Here is a 20,999-nt window from a genome sequence, read left to right as displayed (position 1 = left end):
GTGGACCCCCGCATCGTCGACCGTCTCCGCTGCCCGGTCTGCGCCGAGCCGCTGGCCGAGGTCGCCACCGGTGGTGCCGGCGCGCTGCGCTGCCCGCGCCGGCACAGCTTCGACGTGGCCCGCCAGGGCTACGTCAACCTGCTCGCCGGCCGCGCCCCGCACGCCGGCGACACCGCAGAGATGGTGGCTGCCCGCGCCGACTTCCTCTCCGCCGGCCACTACGACCTCATCTCGGCCGCCCTCGCCGCCGCCGCCACGGAGGCCGTCGACGGCGTGACGGCTGCTCGGCGCCTGCCGGCCGGGGCGCACGCCGACGGGACGTACCCCCTGGTGGTGGACGCCGGCGCGGGGACGGGCCGGCACCTCGCGGCGGTGCTGGCGGCGCTGCCGGACGCCGTGGGTCTCGCCCTCGACGTGTCGAAGCCGGCGCTGCGTCGGGCCGCCCGCGCGCACCCGCGCGCGGCGGCGGCGCTCGCCGACACCTGGCAGCGGCTGCCCCTGGCCGATGCCGGCACCGCCGTGCTGCTGAACGTCTTCGCGCCGCGCAACGGCGCCGAGTTCCACCGGGTCCTCGACCCGGCCGGGTCCCTGCTGGTGGTCACGCCGGCCGCCGACCATCTCGCCGAACTGGTCGGCGCCCTCGGCCTGCTGCGGGTGGACCCGGCCAAGGCGGACCGGGTCGCCGAGAGCCTCGGCGGGCACTTCACCGAGGTGGCGGCGGCCGAGCACCGGCGCGAGCTGGCGCTGACCGGCCCGGAGGTCGCGACGCTGGTCGGGATGGGCCCCAGCGCCTGGCACACCGACCCGGCCGGGCTCGCCGCCCGGGTCGCCGGGCTCGCCGAGCCGGTCCGGGTGACCGTCGCGGTGCGGCTGACCGTCTGGCGCCCCACCCCGCGCTGACCGTCCCTCAGGTGGAGAGGTCGACCTCTTCCCAGCCGGGGGGCTCGTCGTGGTACGGCCCTCGCAGCATCACCGCCCACTCCAGCGCCCAGCGGCGCTGGCCGATCGCGTTGGCGTCGACCAGCCCGGGCGGCGTCCGGCCGGACCGTTCCGTCTCCAGGTACGCCCAGTCCAGGCAGTAGTGCAGGTCCAGCAGGGCGGCCGCGTCGGCGGGGTGCTGCGGGGCGGTGAGGATCCGGGCCCGCCACTGGCCGAAGGTCTCCCCCTCGGGGATGTGCGGCATCCGCTCCACCAGCCGCTCGTCGACCGGCAGCGTCGGGTCGAGCTGCTTGGTCAGGCCGAGCACCCAGGCCAGGGCGAAGAGCGCGTCGTGGTGCAGCACGAACGACCGGTGGTCGCCCTTGCCGCCGGTCACGAACTGGAACTCCGGCGGCGTGACCATCTCCACCAGGTGCGAGGCGAGCAGCCAGCTCATCGCCGCCTGCGGCGGCATCCCGAAGCAGCGGGCCAGGATCAGGTGCAGCACCGCGATGCGGGCCTCGATCTCCACCGTGGGGCGGAGCTCGATCTGGTCGCCGGGTTCCCACACGAGCGGGAACTGGGCGGGCGGCAGCGGGAGGCCCAGCCGGGACAGTTCGTCCAGGCTCGCCTCACGCACCTCCCGCGGATCGGGGGCAGGTACGGTCACGGCGAAAGATCCTGTCTGCTCGCGACGACTCGGCGCCGGTTGTCCCCCCTTGGCCAGGGAGGATAGCGGTCCGAACGGGCGGACACCATGCCGCCCCGGCGACCGCCGCGCTCAGCCGATCCGCTCGATCACCAGCGGCGTCGCGGCGGGCGCGACGGGCGCGATCCGCACCGCCCGCGCGGCGTCGTCCCGCGCCGCCGGGATGCGGGCGGCGTCCTGCGCGCGCAGCTCGTAGAGCGGGTCGCCCGCCCGCACCGCCTCGCCCGGGCGCTTGTGCAGCACCACCCCCGCCGGCACGCTGACCGGGTCCTCCTTGCGGGCGCGTCCGGCGCCGAGCCGCCAGGCGGCCACCCCCATGTCGTACGCGTCGATCGCCGCGACGTGGCCGTCGGTGTCCGCGCGGACCACCTCGACCTCGTTGGCGGTGGGCATCGGGGCGTCCGGGTCCCCGCCCTGGGCGCGGATCATCGCCCGCCAGGAGTCCATCGCCCGGCCGTCGCGCAGGGCGGCCTCCGGGTCGACGTCCGGCAGCCCGGCCGCGTCGAGCATCTCGCGGGCCAGCGCCAGGGTCAGCTCGACCACGTCGGCGGGGCCGCCCCCGGCGAGCACCTCGACGGACTCGGTCACCTCGACGGCGTTGCCGATGGCCAGGCCCAGCGGGGTGGACATGTCGGTGAGCAGGGCGACGGTCCGTACGCCGTGCGCGCCGCCCAGCTCGACCATCGTCCGGGCCAGCTCGCGGGCCTGCTCGACGGACTTCATGAACGCGCCGGAGCCGACCTTCACGTCGAGCACCAGCGCGCCGGTGCCCTCCGCGATCTTCTTGCTCATGATCGAGCTGGCGATCAGCGGGATGGCCTCGACGGTCCCGGTCACGTCGCGCAGCGCGTACAGCTTGCGGTCGGCCGGGGCGAGCCCGGCGCCGGCCGCGCAGATCACCGCGCCGACGTCGCGGAGCTGGGCGGTGAACTCGTCGTTGCTCAACGCCGCCCGCCAGCCCGGGATCGACTCCAGCTTGTCCAGCGTGCCGCCGGTGTGCCCGAGACCCCGGCCGCTGAGCTGCGGCACGGCGGCGCCGCACGCGGCGACCAGCGGGGTCAGCGGCAGCGTGATCTTGTCACCGACGCCGCCGGTCGAGTGCTTGTCGACGGTCGGCCGGTCGACGGCGGAGAGGTCGAGCCGCTCCCCGCTGGCGATCATCGCGGCGGTCCACCGGGCGATCTCGGGTGCGGTCATGCCGCGCAGCAGGATCGCCATGGCCAGCGCCGACATCTGCTCGTCGGCCACCACCCCCCGGGTGTACGCGTCCACCACCCAGTCGATCTGCGCGTCGGAGAGCACACCCCCGTCCCGCTTGACCCGGATGACGTCAACCGCCGTGAAAGCACTCACCTTTGAGTTCCTATCAGTCGTTGCGAACGGGTCGACGGGCCGTGCCCACCGAGGGCTCGGCTCAACCACCCCAGCGGGCAGGGATCTCCATCGGCGGCTCACCCTCGCCGGCCCAGAAGATCGCGCCCGAGGCGTCCACGACCACCACCCGGGGCGTACGGGCCAGACCCCACGTGATCGCCTCCGCCGGGTCGCCCCAGCTCGGGCCCTCCTCCAGCACGCCGGTCTCGGCGCCCTCGTCGTCGCCCGCCGACCGCTCCCAGTAGGCCGTCCAGACCTGCTGGCCGGCGGAGAGGTCGGGGTGCACGAAGACCGTGCCGCGCCCACGCCAGGCGGCCAGCCGATCCGGCACCACGGGCACCGGGGCCTCCCCGGTCACGGCCTCCAGGTCGGCCACGTCGAAGGCGTGCGGCAGCAGCTCCGCCATCCGCAGCGGGCCGTCCTTCGCCTCGATGAGGCACTCCGGCCCGCCCTGCTCCCAGAGCAGCTGGCGGCACCGGCCGCACGGCATCAGCGGCTCGCCGGTGGCGTCGACGCAGGAGAGGGCCACGATCCGGCCGCCCCCGGTGGCGTGCAGCGAGGAGACGACGCCGCACTCGGCGCAGAGCACCACGCCGTACGCGGCGTTCTCCACGTTGCAGCCGACCACCACCCGGCCGTCGTCGACCAGCGCGGCCGCCCCGACCGGGAACTTCGAGTACGGCACGTACGCGTGCCGCATCACCTCGGTGGCGGCGTCCCGCAGCCGTTCCCAGTCGATCTCAGTCATTCCATCATTCTGCCGAATCCCCACGGGCCGGGCGTAGGAAGGGTGCGCGTGGGTGGTGGCCGGCACGCTCCGACGCCGGCGTCCGGCTGCCCGACGCGGCCGTCACCTGACGCTCAGTTCGGCCAGCCGCCGCGGGCTGACCAGGGTCAGCGTCGCGGCGGCCGCCTCGACGTCCACGTCGGGAACGTCATCGCCGCGACTGACCTGTACGAATGCGCCGTCGCGACGCAGCAGGTGGACGCGCTGGTCGTTCTCGACGCGCACCCAGTGCTCCGGTTCCACCCGCTGACAGGGTCCGTTCGTCCTGGTTGGCGCGGTGACGATGTCACGCACTGAGACCTCAGCCACCGTCGGACCGCACCGCTGTGGTGGAGCGAAGTCGGCCGGCAGCGGCAGCACCGAGATCGATATCCGGCGGTCCCCTTTCATCACGGTCACCGCCAACATGGGGTCGCGCAGTTCGGCGCGTGCGAAGACCACCTGGTAGCCCTCCACCTGCGGCACCAGGAGCGGCAACCCGAGGCGGGCGAACCCGTCCTCGCGGACGTCGCTTCGGGTTTCCTGACGCAGAAACGGAAACGCGGCGAGCGGAACAGCCAGGACACCGGCCAGGACGGCTTGGAGCAAGCGTGTACGGCCGCCGCCGATCGCGGTCCCGACGGCGAACCCCACAGCACCCAGCAGCACCGCCAGCCACACCGGCGGCGGAACCCAGCGTGGATGCCCCGCCTCGTAGAGCAGCGTGCCGCTGGCGGTGGCGAGGGCGCCGAACAGCGCGGACAGCAGCGGACGGTCGACGGCCAGGGCACGCAACGTCGCCCAGATGGCGGCGACGGCGGCGTACGGTCCGATGAGCAGTACCGGGATCCCCCACCCGAGGCAGCCACCGACGTTGTCCGGCACGCAGTCCGCCTGCGCGTGGACCTCGGACTGCCAGAGAGAGGTCAGCAGCCCGGCGCCGACGGCGCCCAGGACGCCGGCGAGGACCGCGTCACGTAACCGCTTCACTTGATGCCTCCCGGCCTGCGGGGCCTGGTCGGACTTCGGCCAGGCCCCGCAGGATACCTACCACCGGTAGTTGAACAGACCCATGTAGTCGGTCAGGACCCGGGCATACGCCTGGTTGCCCGCCTGGGTGGGGTGCAGCGTCTCCATACTGGAGAACTGCTTGGGGTCCCCGTCGTCGTCCACGGCCGCGTCCCCGACCCGCGCGCCGTGCAGATAAGCCTCGGAGCTGCCACAGATGTTGTGATCGGCGAACTCACTGCGCGCGTCCATGCCGTACACCCGGTTGGCGGCGTCCGACGGAAGCACCGACACCATCTTGTCGGAGAGCCCGTTGAGGAACTGCGTCTCGGTGGACGAGAAGCCGAACGGGATCGACGGCGGCAGCACCACCGCGTACTGACAGGGCGTGTCGAACAGGTGCGGGTATCCCATCACGAAGATGGCGGCGTTTGGCGCCCGGAGTCGGACCTGTCGTACGACCTCCTGGATCGACTGCCTGACGTAACCGTTGATCAGTTCCTCCTGCTTCTCCCCCAGCGGCTTGTCGTCGCCCTCCATGCGGTAGTCCGGCGCGCTGCAGTCGATGCCTGTCGCACAGGACATGCCGATCTTCGTGAACCGGGCGTCGTTGCCGCCGATGGACAGCATCACCGCCGTGGTGTTGGTGTTCAGCGATCCCTGATCGAGTTGGCTGATCTCCCCGTACTGGCCCACGGCCGGCTCGCCCTGCCAGGCACCGCCGGAGAGCAGGCTCGGGCTCATCAGATTGTGGGCCCGCGCTCCGCTGCACGCCACGAACTGTGCGTCGATGTTCTGGTGGTGCTGCGCCGTCAACGACGCGACGGTCCCGGGCGCGCCGGGAATCGTCGCCTGCTGCGACCAGGCGTGCACGCTGCGCCGGCAGGAGTTCCGCCACGCCTTGTCGTCGCCGTACTGGTCGCTGACCCGCGTGTAGTCGCCCGTCCCTTCACCCGAGGAGTACGAGTCGCCCAGCGCCACCAGGAAGTGCCGGGGTTTGCTGGGCAACGGTTGCACGGCGATGGCGTCAAAGGCGACGTCCTGGATACCTTCGCCGTCCAAAGTGAAGTTGCTCAACTCGACCCTGGGGCTACCCGTTCCGGTCAGGTCGAACACGCCCAGGTTGACCCATTTGTTGGACTCCCACTGCGTGGGGATGATGCGCTGTTCGGTGGTGCCGTTCGGCCGGCGGATGACGTATTTCGCCTGCCGTGTGTGCGCGCCGTGGTCCGGCATGTGCGCCCAGATCCGGGTCCAGGCGTTGGTCGGGTTGATGTTCCAGGTGCCGGTGACCCGGTACGTGGGGTGTTCCGACTGTTTGTAGGTGTGGGTGAACCAGAAGTGCCCGCCGAAGCCGGCCCCGATCTGGTGGAAGTCCACCTTGCCGGGGTTCACCACGTCGCCGTCCGGCTGGGTGTGGCTGGCGAAGTTGAGGCTGAACGTACCGCCCGACGTGAACGTGGGCCGGCAGCCCTCCGCGCCGAGCGGCACGGTGGTCGAGATGTCGTCGATGATCCGTACGCCGCTGGGGAGACCCTCCACCTTGCAGGTGCCGTCCGCGTTGACCGGGGTCGGGTGGATGTTGTCGCCTGCGTTCGCGTACGGCCGGGGCTCGACCGTCGTGTACCTACGGTTCTCCAGTCCACAGTTGATCGAGCAGTCCGTCCAGGTGACCGGGCCGTGCCACCAGCACTTCAGGTCGTCGCGCTGGCACGCCCCCGCCTTGGTGGTCGGGTAGTCGCCCGGCACCTTCGGTGGCAGGGTCTCATCGCAGTCGTTGACCTGCGGTTCGCAGAAGGTGTAGCGGGCCGCGTGCGCGACGTCCGGCTGCCGTGCCGCCGCCGTCACGTACGTCGGGGAGAACGTCTCCAGCTTGTAGTTGTAGCGAATCAGCGACGTGTAGGCGAAGCCGATCACCCGTTCGGGGTACGACCAGTGGTTGGGGTGTTTCGCGTTGTCGTAGCCGATGTCGTCATCGACATCGTCCTCGTCGCCCGGGTTGTCCACGTCGAGCGGCGCCGTCAGGAACCGCTTGCGATCGGCAGGATAGTCGGTGTTGGCGGGGTTGTTCGCCCAGCCCACGCCCCAGGGCAGGGTTGGGGCCTGCGGGTTCTGTGCGTAGAAGCCGGTGTTGTAGGCCCAGACGGCGAACCACCAGTTCTCCAGGTACTTCGGGTCGCCGTCGTTGGCGATCAGCCCGGCGGCACGGGTCTGGTTCCACTTGTCCTGAAGGATCCGCAGACCCGCCGCCACGTTGGTGGCGTAGTCCGTCGCGACCGCCTTCTGCTTCGTGTAGTCCCACGTGACCCCGGCGAGGGTCCGGCCGGTCTCGGACTTCCGCATGCCCGAGGTCACCTGACCCGCGCCGTATCCGCAGTCCGGACGCGGTTCCTTGGTCTCGTCGAAATTGATCAGATTGAAGTCCGGGTCCTGGAGGTCGAGACCGTAGTAACCCAGGCTGGTCAGCGGATTCCCGACGGAGGCGTCCACGGCATGCCGGCTCGCCTGCCAGAGGTTCGACTCCTGGGCGAGGATGCCCAGAAAGATCTGCGCGGGCACGTAGCCGCCGCCGAAGAGCGCCATCGACGGGAACATGCCTTGTGGGGAGTAGGCCGGCATGGAGTTGTTGCTCCAGTTGGCGGGTCGCTGGAACGTCAGCTGGTTACGCACCGCGAGGTTGGCCGCCCACTCCATCTGGGCCACTGTCGGCTGGTAGACCTGAAGCGTCTTGTCGTTGCGGGACACCGCGCAGGCGCCGTCAGGGTCCGTCGGGACGTTGGGGTCGCCCGCCGTCGCGGTCGTCCGGGAACTGCCCTGCCCGCTGGCGGCGGGCCGGCCACGCAGTGCGGGCGAGAGCCGCCGCCCGGCGTGGTCCACCCGTGGCTCGACCGAGAAACGGAGTTCCGAGTCGTCGGCCGTCCGGCTTGTCCTGATGTCCACCCGCTCCGGTCGCCCGTTGTCCGGCCGTTCCGCCAACTGCCCAGCGGCCTCCCGACCCGTGGTGGCCCGCTGGACAACCAGAGCACCGGTAGTGGAGACGTCCGCGTCGGGCAGGCCGTCGATCGCCCGCCAGCTACGCGGCAGCCGGCCCGCCGTACCGGCCTCTGCCCGCCCGCCGACAGCGAACACCCGGCCGCCCGCTCCGGGCCGGAGCTTGACCTGACCCTGCGGGACCGCCCCGTGGTGGGACACCTTCCCGGCGGCGAACCGCTTGAACTCGGTCCGGCCGTCACGCACGATCTGGAACGCCACCGCGTCCCGACCGTCGGCGAGCATCCGGAAGGGCGTGCCCCCCGTCGTTGCCAGGTGGGTCAGTGCACCGCCGGCACCGATCCGGACCAGGCTGTTGCCCTTCGAGCCGATCAGGCCGTCGCGCACCGGCAGCACAGAGGAGACCTGGCCGGCGGCGCGCACCTTTCGCACCGGCGAGGTCGGCCGCGCCGTGTCGACCGTGCCGAGCCAGGTGTGGGCCGCCTGACCAGGCTCGGCCGGCATTTCCAGCCGCGACAGAACCGCCTTCTCGCCCCTGCCGCACCCGGGGTTGTGGTAGGCCAGCGACACCCGCTCGGGCAGCTTCGTGACCGCACCAGTCTTCAGGTCGACGACTGCGGCAAACCCGCCTCGCTGCATGAGCAGCTCGCGGTTGGTGAAGGTCCGCGGCGCGTACACCACGACGGCGCGCCGGCCCGAGCCGGTGACGCAGGCCTGCCCGATCCACTGGTCGGTGTCGAAGCCGGGTTCCGCGAGGGTCGCCGCGGTCCGCCAGGCGTACGCCTGTGCCTCGTCGGCGACGAGGAGATGTAGGCCGGTTGCGTCGCCGGACGTGGTGACGGCGCGATCAGCCGACCGCCGCCATGCCGGCCCCAGACGGCGGTCGGGGTCGCGGACCCGGTCCGGATCGGCGGGTGGCCGAGGTGCACGACGGTTCTCCGGTGGGCGCGCGGACGCGGCGGTCGGGCCGGTCTCGGGCGCGGCGAACTTCGCAGTCGCGATGGACGAGGGAAGGAGGGTAGCGGCGCAGATCAGCGTCGCCATTGCGGCTAGGGACCGCTTCATACTCACCTCACGCAGACGAGGGGAATCTGCGTAGAAGGCTGACCGGGGGCGTCATCACAGGATCATCGCCAGATCACCGTCACCCGCACGGCAAGGGCCGCGTCCACCAGTGGTGGTGGACGCGGCCCGTGGCTGTCGCCTGCGCTCAGCCCTTGATGTACGGCTTGCCGTCGGCGGCCGGTGCCCGGACCCGGCCGACCAGCCCGGCCACCGCCAGGATCGTCGCCAGGTAGGGCAGCATGGCGAGGAACTGGCTCGGGATCGCGCTGTTGATGGCGCCCAGGTAGGTGGCGAGCTGGTCGGCGAAGCCGAAGAACAGCGCCGCGAGCAGCGCACCCGTGGGGCTCCACCGGCCGAAGATCAGCGCGGCGAGGGCGATGAAGCCCTTGCCGCCGATCATGTTCTTGGTGAACGAGTAGAGGGCCAGCGTGTAGGAGGCGCCGCCGATGCCGGCCACCACCCCGGCGAGCAGCACGTTGCGGTAGCGCAGCCCGAGCACCTTGACGCCCAGGGTGTCGGCGGCGGTGGGGTGCTCGCCGACCGAGCGGGTGCGCAGGCCCCAGCGGGTGCGGAACAGCGCGATGTGGATGACCAGCACCAGCAGCAGGCCGAGGTAGAGGAAGATGTTGCCCCGGAACAGCGCCGGGCCGAGCAGCGGGATGTCCGACAGCAGCGGGATCTCCCAGTTGCTGAACCGGGGGGCGCTGTTGTACTTCTGCGCGTTGGTCTGCATCAGCCGCTCGTAGAGGAAGCCGGTGACGCCGACGGCCAGCAGGTTGAGCACGATGCCCATGACGACCTGGTCGACCAGGTAGCGGATCGAGAAGACGGCGAGCAGCAGCGAGATGAACGCGCCGCCGATCGCCGCCGCGACCAGGCCCACCCAGACGTTGCCGGAGAGGCTGCCGAAGAGCGCGCCGCTGAAGGCGCCCATCAGCAGCTGGCCCTCGATGGCCACGTTGACCACGCCGGAGCGCTCGCAGAGCACGCCGGCCAGCGCGCCGAAGACCAGCGGCAGGGCCAGGATGAACGTGCCCCGGAGGATGTTGACCAGCGGCATGAAGTTCTGCCCGGCCGGCGCGTCGGAGACCTGCCAGCAGAGGAACGACAGCACGAAGCCGACCAGGCCGACGCCGAGTACGACGGTGAACCACCGCTTCGGCAGCCCGGCGAGCATCGCGACCCCGGCGGCGACCGCGACGAGGCCGAAGAGGATCGCGCCGACCGTGCCGTGGATCTTCAGGGCGGCGCCGGCGGCGTCCTCACTGAGGGTGAAGCGGGCCTGCTCGCCGGTGGCGAGCGCCCCGAACAGCACCGTCGCCAGCAGGCCGAGGGCGAGCAGCACGGCGCCGACCTTGCGGGTACGGGTCCAGAAGCCCTGGTCCACGGGGGCGACCGCGACGTCTTCGACAGCCATGGTGGACATGAGTTACCAGCCCTTCGCCAGGCTCGTCTGCAACCGGGCCGCGCGGGCGGCCCGGAGCTGGAAGATCGCCTTCACCAGGGCCGGCGCGGCGATGAAGATGACGATCAGCGCCTGGAGCACGGTGACCAGCTCCAGGGAGATCCCCGAGTAGGACTGCATCCGGTTGCCGCCGGCCTGGAGCGCGCCGAAGAGCAGCGCGGCCAGCGCGACGCCCCACGGCTTCACCCGGCCGAGCAGCGCCACCAGGATGCCGTCGAAGCCGATCTGCGCGACGACCAGCGGGGTCAGCGCGCTGGCGGTGGAGCCGAGCACCATGTTGGAACCGCCGAGGCCGGCCAGGACGCCGGCGAAGACCATGATCAGGACGTACGTCCGGGTGACGCTGATGCCGGCGGTCCGCGCGGCGTCCGGGTTGGCGCCGACGGCGCGCAGCTCGAAGCCGAGCGTGGAGCGGTTCAGCAGCCACCAGACCGCCCAGGTCGCCAGCACCGCCAGGATGATGCCGGCGTGCACCCGCAGCCCGTCGCCGAGCAGCCGGGGCAGCTGGGCCGAGCCGTCGACCGGGCGGCTGATCGCGTCCGTACGGTTCGGGTCCTGGACGCCGTTCTGCACGATGATCCAGGTCAGGAAGTACGTGGCGATGTAGTTGAGCATGATCGTGTTGATCACCTCGTGGGCGCCGGTACGCGCCTTGAGGATGCCCGGGATGAAGCCCCAGATCGCCCCGCCGAGCGCGCCGGCGAGCACCGCGACGAGCAGGTGCAGGCCCGGCGGCAGCGGCAGCAGGAAGCCGGCCAGCGCGGCCAGGATCACGCCCATGACGGCCTGGCCCTGGGCGCCGATGTTGAACAGGCCGCCCCGGAAGGCCAGCGCCACCGACAGGCCGGTGAAGACCAGCGGCGCGGTGTAGGTGAGCGTCTCCGAGATCGGGCTCATCGCCGCCTGGAAGCCGACCGCGTCCGGGTCGAAGACCGCGCCCTTGAAGAGGTTCCCGTACGCCTCACTGACCAGCGTCCAGCTCGCGTCGAGCGCGTCGGCCGGGCGGGCGGTGATGTAGCTGTAGGTGGCCAGCACCTCGGGGTCGGACACGATCATCAGGATCGCGCCGACGATCATCGCCAGCACCAGCGACAGCAGCGTCACCGTGAAGGTGTTGGCCGCCCAGAGGTTGTCCAGGAACAGCCGGCCCAGCGAGGGCTTCGGCTCCGGGGCCGGGACCTTCGGGGAGGTGGCCGTCTCGGCGCGCTCGGTGTTGCCGAGCGCGGCCTGCGCGGCGTGCGCCTCGGTCGCCGGCTCCTTGTCCGGGGAGCCCGACGGGGGGTTCGGGTTCGTCATGCCTCGTCCTCGTTGACAGGGCTCCCGGCGGTCGGGGCCGCCGCGGCGCCGTCGGCCGTCGGCGCGGCCGGGGTCGTGCCGTCCGCCGCGGCGGGGGCCGCGTCCGGGATGATGCCGGCCATCAGCAGGCCGATCTCCTCGCGCGGGGTGTCGGGGCCGACGATGCCGATGATCCGGCCGCGGTACATCACCGCGATCCGGTCGGCCAGGCCGATCACCTCGTCGAGCTCGCTGGAGACCACCATGACGGCGGTGCCGACGTCCCGCTCGCGGATGACCTGGCTGTGGATGAACTCGATCGACCCGACGTCGACACCGCGGGTCGGCTGGGCGGCGATGAAGAGCTTCAGCGGCCGGGACAGCTCCCGGGCCACGATGACCTTCTGCTGGTTGCCGCCGGAGAGGGTGCCGACGGGCGCGTCGGCCGAGGAGGTGCGGACGTCGAACTGCTCGATCCGCTCCCTGGCCGACTTCGCGATGGCGTCCGGCTGCAACGCCAGGCCCTTGCCGAACGGCGGCCGGTCGTAGATGTCGAGCACCAGGTTCTCCGCCACGGAGAACTCCTTGACCAGGCCGTCGACGCTGCGGTCCTCGGGCACGTAGCCGACGCCCGCGCGGAGCACCTTCTTGGTCGACCAGCCGTGGACCGGCTGCCCGTCGAGCGTGACCGTGCCGGCGAGCGTCGGGCGCAGCCCCATGATCGCCTCGATCAGCTCGGTCTGGCCGTTGCCCTGCACGCCCGCGACGCCGAGCACCTCGCCCGCGTGCACGGTCAGGTCGATCCCGTCGACCGCCCGGACCTGCCGGTCGTCGTCGACGACCAGGCCGGAGACCTCCAGGACCGGCTTGCCGGGGGTGGCGGCCTCCTTGTCGACGGTGAGCCGCACGCTGCGGCCGACCATGAGCGCGGCCAGCTCGTCCCGGCTCGCCTCGGGGGAGGCGGTGCCGACGGTCTTCCCGCGCCGGATCACGGTGATCCGGTCGGCGATGGCCTTGACCTCGCCCAGCTTGTGGGTGATGAAGACGATCGACTTGCCGGCGGCCTTGAGCGACCGCATCACGGTGAGCAGTTCCTCGGTCTCCTGCGGCGTGAGCACGGCCGTCGGCTCGTCGAGGATGAGCAGGTCGACGTCGCGGGTGAGCGCCTTGACGATCTCCACCCGCTGCTGGATGCCGACCGGCAGGTCCTCGATCACCGCGTCCGGGTCGACCCGCAGGTTGTACCGCTCGGAGACCTCGGCGACCTCGCGCCGGGCCCGCCGTCGGTCCAGGAAGCCGGCGACGCCGCCCTTGACCTGCTCGGCGCCGAGCATGATGTTCTCGGTCACGGTGAAGACGGGCACCAGCATGAAGTGCTGGTGCACCATGCCGATCCCGGCCGCGATCGCGTCGGACGGGCCCCGCAGCTTCAGCGGCGCGCCGTCGACCAGGATCTCGCCCTCGTCGGGCTGGTAGAGCCCGTAGAGCACGTTCATCAGGGTCGACTTGCCCGCGCCGTTCTCGCCGAGCAGGGCGTGGATCTCTCCAGGCTCCACCGTCAGATCGATGTGGTCGTTGGCGACCAGATCACCGAACCGTTTGGTGATGCCGCGCAGTTCGAGTCTCAGCGCAACCTCCTGGAGTGCGAAGCGATGGTGCAGCGTAGCTGCCGATGTACCGCTTGCGGCGCGGGGCCGTCGTCGGGTGGTGCGGATCGGCCGCCCCGGCGCCGTGGGGGTTTCCCCCGCGACGCCGGGGCGGCCGGGTCGTCGTGCTGTACCGCTCGCCGGCCTACCGGGGTGATCGTCTCACCGCGGGTGGCCGGCGGAGCCTCACTTCGGCTGGGCCGCGGAGGTGACGGTGACGGTGCCGGCGGCGATGTCCGCCTTCAGCTTGTCGATCTCGGCCTTCAGCTCGGCCGGGACCTTGCTGTCGAACTCGTGGTACGGGGCGAGCCCGACGCCGTTGTTCGACAGGTTGCCGAGGTAGCCCGGGGTGGCCGACAGCTTCTCGCCGTTGGCGGCCTTGACGACGGCCTCCTTGACGGCGTCCGGGATGTTCTTCTCGACGGTAGTGATGATCGCCGCGCAGTCCTGGGTGCTCTCGCAGCCGTCGACGTCCACCCAGATGGTGTTGTACTTGCCGCCCGACGCCTTGGCCGCGCCGGTGGTGCCGAGGCCGGCGCCGCCGGCGACCGGCATGATGATGTCGGCGCCCTGGGCGACCAGCGCGTCGCTGACCTTCTTGCCCTCGTCCTGCTTGACGAAGTCGTTGGTGAAGGAGCCCTTCTGGGCGGCCTTGTCCCAGCCGACGACCTTGACCGTCTTGCTCTTGGTCTTGTTGTAGTGCGCGACGCCGTCGGCGTAGCCGTCCATGAAGATGGTGACCGGCGGGATCGGCAGGCCGCCGTAGGTGCCCACCGTGCCGCTCTTGGTCATGCCGGCGGCCAGGTAACCGGCGAGGAAGCCGGCCTGGGCGGTGTCGAACTGCATCGGGTAGACGTTGGTCTCCGGGACCTTCGCGTCGACGATGCCGAACTGCTGGTTCGGGTTCGCCTTGGCGATCTTGGAGGTGGCGTCACCCATCAGGCCACCGACGGCCAGGATGAAGTCGCACTTCTGGTTGACGTACTGGGTCAGGTTGACCTCGTAGTCCGCCTCGGCCTTCGACGCGACGTACTTGATGTCGATCTTGTCGTTGGCCTTCTTGGCCTCCTCCAGGCCCTTCCAGGCGGAGGTGTTGAACGACTTGTCGTCGATGCCGCCGACGTCGGTCACCATGCAGGCGGTGTACTTCTTGTCGCCACTGCCGGCGTTGTTGTTCTCCTCGGGAGCCTCACCGCACGCGGCGGCGCCCAGCACGAGCCCACCCACCGCGACGGCGGAGGCGATCCGCATCCCACGCATCGAGCGCAAGACGTCTCCTTCCCATTGCACACCGCGTCCTGCACGGTGGCAGCCCTTTGAGCCGGCCTGCGCTGCGCCGCCGGCGTCCCACGTTACGGACGGGAGCGTACGCCCGCGCCCACCCACCGGCCGACAATCGTGCACGACTGTTGAGTGCCTGTTACCCCTACGTAACCCTTAGGTGGGGCAGATCACTCTCGGTGCTGGTAGATGCGCGGCGGGGCGTCGCGGAACGTCCGGTTCTGCACGTCGTCCCCTGCCGGTGACGTTACCGCCAGAAGACGGCCACCGCCGCGTTGACCAGGGTCAACCCGACGATTGCCAGGAAGTGCCCACGGTTGACCACGTCGCGCTTCCGGGAAAAGAAGACCATGACGAAGATCAGGATGGCGAGCACCAACTTGGTAACAAGTTTCGCGGGGGCCGGCTCGTCGCCGTCGCGCAGTGGCGCGGAGAGGCCGATCCCGGTCGCCAGCATGATCACGGACCCCCAGAGCATGGCCGGGTTGATCCGCAGTTTGCCGCTGACGTACTGGACGATCGCGCCGCCGAGCAGCAGGGCGAAACCGATCAGATGGACGTAGCGAAGTATCAGTCTCAGAGCTTCCACGCCCACCATCCTCCCCCATCAACGACGGAACGTAGTAGCGGGGCGGTAGGGGTTCCGCCCCGCTACCCGGCCGTCACGTCAGGCGCCACGCCTGGAAGGTGGGGCCGTCCGCCGGGAGGGTGACCGCGCCGTCGGCGTCGGGCCGCAGGGCGGGGGCGCCGCCGTACAGGTTCTCCGCCGGCCGCAGCCCGCCCAGGCGCAGCGGCCGGCCGGCGGCGCGGCGGGCCAGCACCAGCACCGTGCCGGTCGGCGCCTCCCGCAGGAAGACCAGCGTGTCCGCGTCGGCGTGCAGCCAGCGCAGGCCGCCGTGGCGCAGCGCGGGCTCCGCGCGGCGCAGCGCGACCAGGGCGCGGTACGCGGCGAACGTCGAGGCGTCCCAGCTCCCGGGCCGGTGCCACGGCATCGGGGTACGCGAGCCCTCGCCGTTGGTGCCGGTCAGGCCCAGCTCGTCGCCGGCGAAGATCATCGGGGTGCCGGGCATGGTGGCGAGCAGGCCGGCGGCGACCTCCTGCCGGGCGGCGTCGCCGACCACCGTGCGGATCCGGGCGGAGTCGTGCGACCCGAGCAGCTGCCACGAGTGGGTGTACGACCGCCAGGAGATCAACGAGCGGTAGGCGTTCATGGTGGCGAGCACCGCGTCCGCGTCCCGCCGGCGCACCCCGCCGGGGGTGCCGAGGAAGTTCGGCACGCTCTGGTCGCCGTGGCGCAGCCAGGACCAGACCGGGTCGGTGAAGCCGACGTAGTTCATCGTGCCGTGCCAGCCGTCGCGGTCGAGGTCACCGGTGTGGTCGTGACCGTGCTCGGCCATCAGCAGGGCGTCGGCCCGGGTCCGGGCGACCACCTCGCGCAGCAGCGCCGCCACCTCGTGGGTGTACGCGTCGGCGCCGCGCCGCCCGGTCATGTTCGCGACGTCCACCCGCCAGCCGTCCAGCCCGTACGGCGGGCGCAGCCAGCGGCGCAGCAGCGAGTCGTCGGCGATGGCGAAGCGCCGGCGCAGCTCGGCGCTGCCCCAGTTCAGCTTCGGCAGCGACGTGACCCCGTTCCACGATTCGTAGTCACCGGAGACCTCGTCGAAGTAGTACAGCTCCCGCTCGGGCGCGGAGGAGTCGGAGGCGGCCCTGGTGAACCACTCGTGCGCGTCGCCGGTGTGGTTGCTGGTGATGTCGCCGAGCAGCCGCCAGCCCCGGGCGCGTACGGCCTCGGCGAGGCGGACCAGGGCGGCGTCCCCGCCGAGCAGCGGGTCGACGGTGTCGAAGCTGGCCGCGTCGTAGCGGTGGTTGGAGCGGGCCGGGAAGATCGGCGTCAGGTAGACGGTGTTCACCCCGAGCCGGTCCAGGTGGTCCAGCCGCCCGGTGACGCCGTCCAGGTCGCCCCCGTAGAATTGCCGGGGCGTCTCGGGGCCGCGCCCGATCACCGGGGTGTCCCAGTCGCACGGGATGGCCCAGTCCGGCAGTTCGCGGCCCTCGGCGGCGGCGGACCGGGCGAACCGGTCGGGGAAGATCTGGTAGATCACCGCGTCGCGGGCCCAGGCCGGCGGTGGCGCGTGGGTGACCAGCTTGAAGTCGCCGTTGTCGGGCACGTCGTGGTGCACCAGGCCGGCGGCGTTCAGCCAGCGGTAGCCGCGGCTGCCGGTGAGCATGAACCGGTAGTTGCTGACCGGGTTGCGGGCCTCGACGGGGACCCGCCACCAGACGTCGCCGCCGTCGGTGCGGTCCACGACCGCCTCGGTGAAGCGGGGCTCGCCGTCGCCGGTGGTGCGCACGTGCACCTGCCGGACGTCGGCGCCGGCCGGCACCCGGACGAAGACGTCGACGACGTCGCCGAGGGCGGGCTCCTGCTCGGGCACGTACAGGGCGGAACCGTCGTGGTGCGGCAACAGGGACATGGTGGCGCCTTTCGCGTCGGTCGGACTGGGAGAGAAAGGGGTCTCCCGCCGCGGCCGGTTGCCCGGCCGCGGCGGTCGATCCGTGACTGCTCCGGTGTACGTCGGACGCCGACGCCCTTGCCGCAGCGGTGAGCCGAGGAGGCTCAGCCCTTGACTGCCCCGGCCGTGAGGCCGTTGACGATGTAGCGCTGGAGAAGCTGGAACACCAGCACCGTCGGGATCGCGGTGAGCAGGGTGCCCGCCGCGAAGATCCCGAAGTTGTTGTTGCGCTCGCCGGCCACCAGCCCGAACATTCCGACCGCGAGGGTCTTCGAGTTGGTGTTCGTGAGGAACACGTTGGCGATCACGAACTCGTTGATCGAACCGATGAAGGCGAGCAGGCCGGTCACCGCCAGGATCGGCGCCACCAGCGGCAGCATGATCCGGAAGAAGACCTGGGCGTGCGAGGCGCCGTCCATGGTGGCGGACTCGTCCAGCTCCTTCGGCAGCGTGTCGAAGAAGCCCTTCATCAGCCAGGTGTTCGCGCCGAGGGCGGCACCCATGTAGAGCAGGAAGAGGCCCCACGGGGTGTTGAAGCCGATCACCGGCCACAGTTCGGTGACCTTCGTGAAGATCAGGAAGATCGCCACGATCGCCAGGAACTGCGGGAACATCTGGATCAGCAGCAGGGAGAGCAGTCCGACGCGACGGCCGGCGAACCGCATCCGGGAGAAGGCGTACGCCGCCAGCGCCGACAGGAAGATCGACGCGAAGCTGGCCACCCCCGCCAGGAGCAGCGAGTTGAGGAACCAGCGGGCGAAGGCCGTCCGCTCGAAGAGGTTGGTGAAGTTCTCCAGCGAGGCGCCGGTCGGCAGCAGCTCCGTGGAGGAGAGCGTGCCGAGCGGGTTGAGCGCCGCCGAGACGACGAACAGGATCGGGAAGAGGCTGAACGCCACCGCCAGGATGCCGACCAGGTGCCGCCATACCACCTGGGCGAACCAGCGGTTCCTCGACCGTCGGGCCGCGTTGCGGTTGGCGACGGGCGATTCGGTGCGGGTGCTCACGAGTACACCTCCTCCTGCTTGCGGGTCCGGGAGAAGCTGATCGCCGACACCGTCGCCACGATCGCGAAGATGAAGATCGAGACAGCGGCGGCCAGGCCGTACTCGGCGCCCTGGGCGCCGAAGGCCAGCCGGTAGGTGTAGGTGATCAGCAGGTCGGTGGCGCCGGCCGTCGGGTTGTCCGCCGGGAACGGTCCGCCCTCGGTGACGAACTGGATCGCGTTGAAGTTGTTGAAGTTGTACGCGAAGGACGCGATCAGCAGCGGCGAGATCGCCACCAGCAGCAGCGGCATGGTCACCGCGCGGAACGACTGGAACGGCGACGCCCCGTCGACCGAGGTGGCCTCGGTCAACTCGCGGGGGATGGCCTGCAACGCGCCGGTGGTCACCAGGAACATGTACGGGTAGCCGAGCCAGAGCTGCACCAGCAGCACCGCGAGCCGGGCCGACCAGGTCTCACCGAACCAGTCCACCCCCAGCCCGAACAGGTTGTTGATCAGGCCGAAGTCGGTGTTGAACATGTCCCGCCAGACCAGCAGCATCGCGAAGGACGGCATGGCGTAGGGCAGGATCAGCAACACCCGGTAGAAGTTCGTGCCCCGCATCCGGGGCGAGTGCAGCGCCAGCGCGATGCCCATGCCGAGCAGGAACGTGAAGCCGGTGGAGCCGAGCGCGAAGGCGAAGTTCCAGATCAGCGTGCTGAAGAACGGGCCGGAGATGGCCGGGTCGGTGAGCACGCTGGCGAAGTTCCGCAGCCCGACGTTGACCTGCCAGCCCTGGGCCAGCGTCTTGCCGTCCGCGGCGACGAAGGAGCCGACCTTCCCGTCGGCGGTCCACGTCTTACCGGTCTCGCTGTCACGGATGCAGTCGCAGCCCGCGTCGTACGCCCGGACCGCCTTGCCCTCGTAGGCGCGCGACAGGCCGGACGAGCGCAGCGCGCCCCCGGAGGTCGGCACCACCAGGTCGGTGATGTCCTTGCTCCGCTTGCTGGCCTCGCCGAAGTTGAGGATCTGGTAGCCGTCGGCGGCGGTGACCTTGCCGCCCGGCGCGACGGTGACGCTGCCGGCGTCGAGCGGGCGCAGGCCCTCGGTGTCGCCGACGGAAACCGCGTTCGTCTGCGGGTCGGTGACCAGGAAGACCAGCGCGCCGGTGGCCGGGTCGCCCTTGGTGGCGACGGTCAGCGGGTACTGGACCGAGCCGGGGACCTGCGTCACCGAGCCGCTCTGGATGGCGACGATGGCGTCGTCCTTGCTGCCCCGGTGGCCGTCGCCGAAGTTCGTGAAGGCGGTGCTGGCGGTGTAGAGCACCGGGATGATCTGGAACGCCACCAGGAAGAGCGTGCCCGGGATCAGGTACTTGACGGGAATGTGCCGGGGGGTCAGGTAGAGGTAGAAGAGTCCGGCGGTGGTCGCCAGCAGGATCGCCAACCCGACCCAGAGCTCGGCCTCGATGAGCGGGAAGGCCGCCCAGACCGCGATCCCGGCCACGAGGCCGAGCAGGACCACCTTGACGAGCAGGCCGGTCAGGGTGATCGGCGCGTGGTTCCGCGCGGTACGGGACGTGCGCGGGGACCCGGACCGTACGGGCCCCCGGCCCGGGGGCTGCGTGGCAGCCCCCGGGCCGGATGACGACGTGCTCATTACTTGATCTGGCCGGCGATCGTCTTACCGGCTGCGGTGATCGTCTTGGCCGGGTCGGCGCCGCCGATGATGGCGGCCTCCGCCTTGCCGAACGGGTCCCAGATCGCGGCCATGGCCGGGATCGCCGGGAGCACCTGGCCGTTCTTGCCGGCCTCCTGGAACTTGGCCAGGTCCGGGTCGCTGCCCTTGACCTGGTCCAGCGCGGCGGTCAGCGCCGGGGGACGCGGCTCGGCGTTGTAGAGCGCCACGGCGAGGTCCGGGGTGGTCACGTGGTTCGCGACGAACTCCTGCGCCAGGGCCTTGTTCTGGCCCTTGGACGCGACGTAGAAGGACTGGACGCCCACGAACGGCTGGGCCTCCTTGCCACCGGCGAAGCCGGGGACCGGGGAGATGTCGTACTTGATGTTGGCCTTCTTGGCGTCGGCGATGGCCCAGGGGCCGGAGACCAGGAAGGCGCACTTCTTGCCGGTGAAGGTGGCGATGGAGTTCTCGCCGGTGATGGAGCGCTTCAGCGCACCCTCGCCCTTCTCACCCAGCTTGGCGATCTTCTGGAACGCCGCGATCGACTCCGGCTTGCCCACGCCCAGGTCCTTCGGGTCGTAGTCGCCGTTGGCGCTGGTACCGAAGAGGTAGCCGCCGGCCGAGGTGTAGAGCGGGTAGATGTGGTACGCGTCGCCGTTCTGGCCGGACTGGAGGCAGAGGATCTCGCTGGCCTTCTTCTCGGCCTTGAGCTTCTTGCCGGTGGCGACCAGCTCTTCGATGGTCTTCGGCGCCTCGGGAGCCAGCTCGGTGTTGCGGATCAGCGCCAGGTTCTCCATGGCGTAGGGCACGCCGTAGAGCTGGCCGTTGAAGGTCACGGCCTTGACGGCGGTCTCGTTGAACGCGCTCTTCTGCTCGGCGGCGAGCTGGACCGGGTCGATGGCGCCGTTCTGCACCAGGTTGCCGATCCAGTCGTGCGCGCCGACCACGACGTCCGGGCCGCTGCCCTGCTGGGAGGCGGTGACGAAGTTGGTCTGGAGGTCCTTGGAGACGGCCTGGACCTCGACCGTGACGCCGTTCTCCTTGCCGAACTTCTCGCCGAACGGCTTGAGGGCGGCGGCGCGCTTGTCGTCGGCCCAGATCACCAGCTTGCCGCCGGTGGCGGCCTTGCTGGACTCGTTCGCGGCCGGCTCATCGTTGCTGTCGCCACCACAGCCGGAGGCGGCGAGCGCCAGGCCGAGGACGGCGACCACACCCGCGGTACGGATGCGCATCGGTACTCCTGTCGTCATGGCGGCCCGCCGGGGGAGGGGCGATCCCGCCAGTGGAAGCTCTGTAATTTTCTTGCCAACCGGCGCCGGGCGTGCT

The 20,999-nt window shown here is 70.9% G+C and carries 15 protein-coding genes; 1 reads left to right on the top strand and 14 read right to left on the bottom strand.

Annotated features, from left to right (window positions below):
• On the top strand, nucleotides 1-900 hold the full coding sequence (locus CLT72_RS26710; protein ID WP_101414109.1) for a putative RNA methyltransferase: 900 nt from the start codon (nucleotides 1-3) through the stop codon (nucleotides 898-900).
• A gap of 7 nt (nucleotides 901-907) precedes the next feature.
• Here the strand turns inward: CLT72_RS26710 and CLT72_RS26705 are convergent, their stop codons facing one another.
• The 14 genes from CLT72_RS26705 to CLT72_RS26640 form a co-directional block, all read right to left on the bottom strand.
• Nucleotides 908-1,588, bottom strand: coding sequence for a DUF4272 domain-containing protein (locus CLT72_RS26705; RefSeq protein WP_101414108.1), 681 nt, complete (start codon nucleotides 1,586-1,588; stop codon nucleotides 908-910).
• A gap of 111 nt (nucleotides 1,589-1,699) precedes the next feature.
• The gene (locus tag CLT72_RS26700; RefSeq protein WP_101414107.1) at nucleotides 1,700-2,980 is read right to left on the bottom strand and encodes a thymidine phosphorylase; all 1,281 of its coding nucleotides are present in this window, start codon (nucleotides 2,978-2,980) and stop codon (nucleotides 1,700-1,702) included.
• A 61-nt stretch (nucleotides 2,981-3,041) separates the two neighbouring features.
• Nucleotides 3,042-3,749 (bottom strand): cytidine deaminase, encoded by a 708-nt coding sequence (locus tag CLT72_RS26695; RefSeq protein WP_101414106.1) that lies wholly within the window; start codon nucleotides 3,747-3,749, stop codon nucleotides 3,042-3,044.
• A gap of 102 nt (nucleotides 3,750-3,851) precedes the next feature.
• Nucleotides 3,852-4,652: a hypothetical protein gene (locus tag CLT72_RS26690; RefSeq protein WP_144082337.1), complete on the bottom strand. Its 801-nt coding sequence runs from the start codon at nucleotides 4,650-4,652 to the stop codon at nucleotides 3,852-3,854.
• A gap of 162 nt (nucleotides 4,653-4,814) precedes the next feature.
• On the bottom strand, nucleotides 4,815-8,831 hold the full coding sequence (locus tag CLT72_RS26685; RefSeq protein WP_486484333.1) for an SGNH/GDSL hydrolase family protein: 4,017 nt from the start codon (nucleotides 8,829-8,831) through the stop codon (nucleotides 4,815-4,817).
• A gap of 145 nt (nucleotides 8,832-8,976) precedes the next feature.
• Nucleotides 8,977-10,257 (bottom strand): ABC transporter permease, encoded by a 1,281-nt coding sequence (locus CLT72_RS26680; RefSeq protein WP_101414103.1) that lies wholly within the window; start codon nucleotides 10,255-10,257, stop codon nucleotides 8,977-8,979.
• Between the two features lie 3 nt (nucleotides 10,258-10,260).
• A complete protein-coding gene (locus CLT72_RS26675) occupies nucleotides 10,261-11,592 on the bottom strand; it encodes an ABC transporter permease (RefSeq protein ID WP_101414102.1) in 1,332 nt (443 codons plus the stop codon).
• Nucleotides 11,589-13,139 (bottom strand): ABC transporter ATP-binding protein, encoded by a 1,551-nt coding sequence (locus tag CLT72_RS26670; RefSeq protein WP_350822179.1) that lies wholly within the window; start codon nucleotides 13,137-13,139, stop codon nucleotides 11,589-11,591. Before CLT72_RS26670 ends, CLT72_RS26675 begins: the two co-directional genes overlap by 4 nt.
• A 264-nt stretch (nucleotides 13,140-13,403) precedes the next feature.
• Entirely contained in the window at nucleotides 13,404-14,468 is a 1,065-nt protein-coding gene (locus CLT72_RS26665; RefSeq protein WP_089002083.1) for a BMP family lipoprotein, read from the bottom strand.
• Between the two features lie 277 nt (nucleotides 14,469-14,745).
• Nucleotides 14,746-15,087, bottom strand: a complete 342-nt coding sequence (locus CLT72_RS26660) for a hypothetical protein (protein ID WP_089003690.1) — start codon at nucleotides 15,085-15,087, stop codon at nucleotides 14,746-14,748.
• A 73-nt stretch (nucleotides 15,088-15,160) separates the two neighbouring features.
• Entirely contained in the window at nucleotides 15,161-16,972 is a 1,812-nt protein-coding gene (locus CLT72_RS26655) for a glycoside hydrolase family 13 protein (RefSeq protein WP_101414100.1), read from the bottom strand.
• A gap of 143 nt (nucleotides 16,973-17,115) precedes the next feature.
• Nucleotides 17,116-18,015, bottom strand: coding sequence for a sugar ABC transporter permease (locus CLT72_RS26650; RefSeq protein WP_101414099.1), 900 nt, complete (start codon nucleotides 18,013-18,015; stop codon nucleotides 17,116-17,118).
• On the bottom strand, nucleotides 18,012-19,652 hold the full coding sequence (locus tag CLT72_RS26645) for an ABC transporter permease subunit (RefSeq protein ID WP_101414098.1): 1,641 nt from the start codon (nucleotides 19,650-19,652) through the stop codon (nucleotides 18,012-18,014). The genes CLT72_RS26650 and CLT72_RS26645 overlap by 4 nt, the downstream gene beginning before the upstream one ends.
• Nucleotides 19,652-20,905 carry a sugar ABC transporter substrate-binding protein gene (locus CLT72_RS26640; RefSeq protein ID WP_101414097.1) on the bottom strand — a complete coding sequence of 418 codons (1,254 nt, stop codon included), beginning with the start codon at nucleotides 20,903-20,905 and terminating at the stop codon, nucleotides 19,652-19,654. The genes CLT72_RS26645 and CLT72_RS26640 overlap by 1 nt, the downstream gene beginning before the upstream one ends.
• Between the last annotated feature and the right edge of the window lie 94 nt (nucleotides 20,906-20,999).

The sequence above is a fragment of the Micromonospora sp. CNZ309 genome (genome assembly GCF_002846525.1).
The sequence above is the reverse complement of the archived record's forward strand: the minus strand, read 5'-3'. Positions and strand labels throughout refer to the sequence as shown.

Bases quoted from the DNA above. Each gene is read 5' to 3' on its own strand.
- CLT72_RS26680 (WP_101414103.1), bottom strand. From the start codon at position 10,257: ATGTCCACCATGGCTGTCGAAGACGTCGCGGTCGCCCCCGTGGACCAG.
- CLT72_RS26695 (WP_101414106.1), bottom strand. From the start codon at position 3,749: ATGACTGAGATCGACTGGGAACGGCTGCGGGACGCCGCCACCGAGGTG.
- CLT72_RS26640 (WP_101414097.1), bottom strand. From the start codon at position 20,905: ATGCGCATCCGTACCGCGGGTGTGGTCGCCGTCCTCGGCCTGGCGCTC.
- CLT72_RS26675 (WP_101414102.1), bottom strand. From the start codon at position 11,592: ATGACGAACCCGAACCCCCCGTCGGGCTCCCCGGACAAGGAGCCGGCG.
- CLT72_RS26665 (WP_089002083.1), bottom strand. From the start codon at position 14,468: ATGCGGATCGCCTCCGCCGTCGCGGTGGGTGGGCTCGTGCTGGGCGCC.
- CLT72_RS26685 (WP_486484333.1), bottom strand. From the start codon at position 8,831: ATGAAGCGGTCCCTAGCCGCAATGGCGACGCTGATCTGCGCCGCTACC.
- CLT72_RS26655 (WP_101414100.1), bottom strand. From the start codon at position 16,972: ATGTCCCTGTTGCCGCACCACGACGGTTCCGCCCTGTACGTGCCCGAG.
- CLT72_RS26645 (WP_101414098.1), bottom strand. From the start codon at position 19,652: ATGAGCACGTCGTCATCCGGCCCGGGGGCTGCCACGCAGCCCCCGGGC.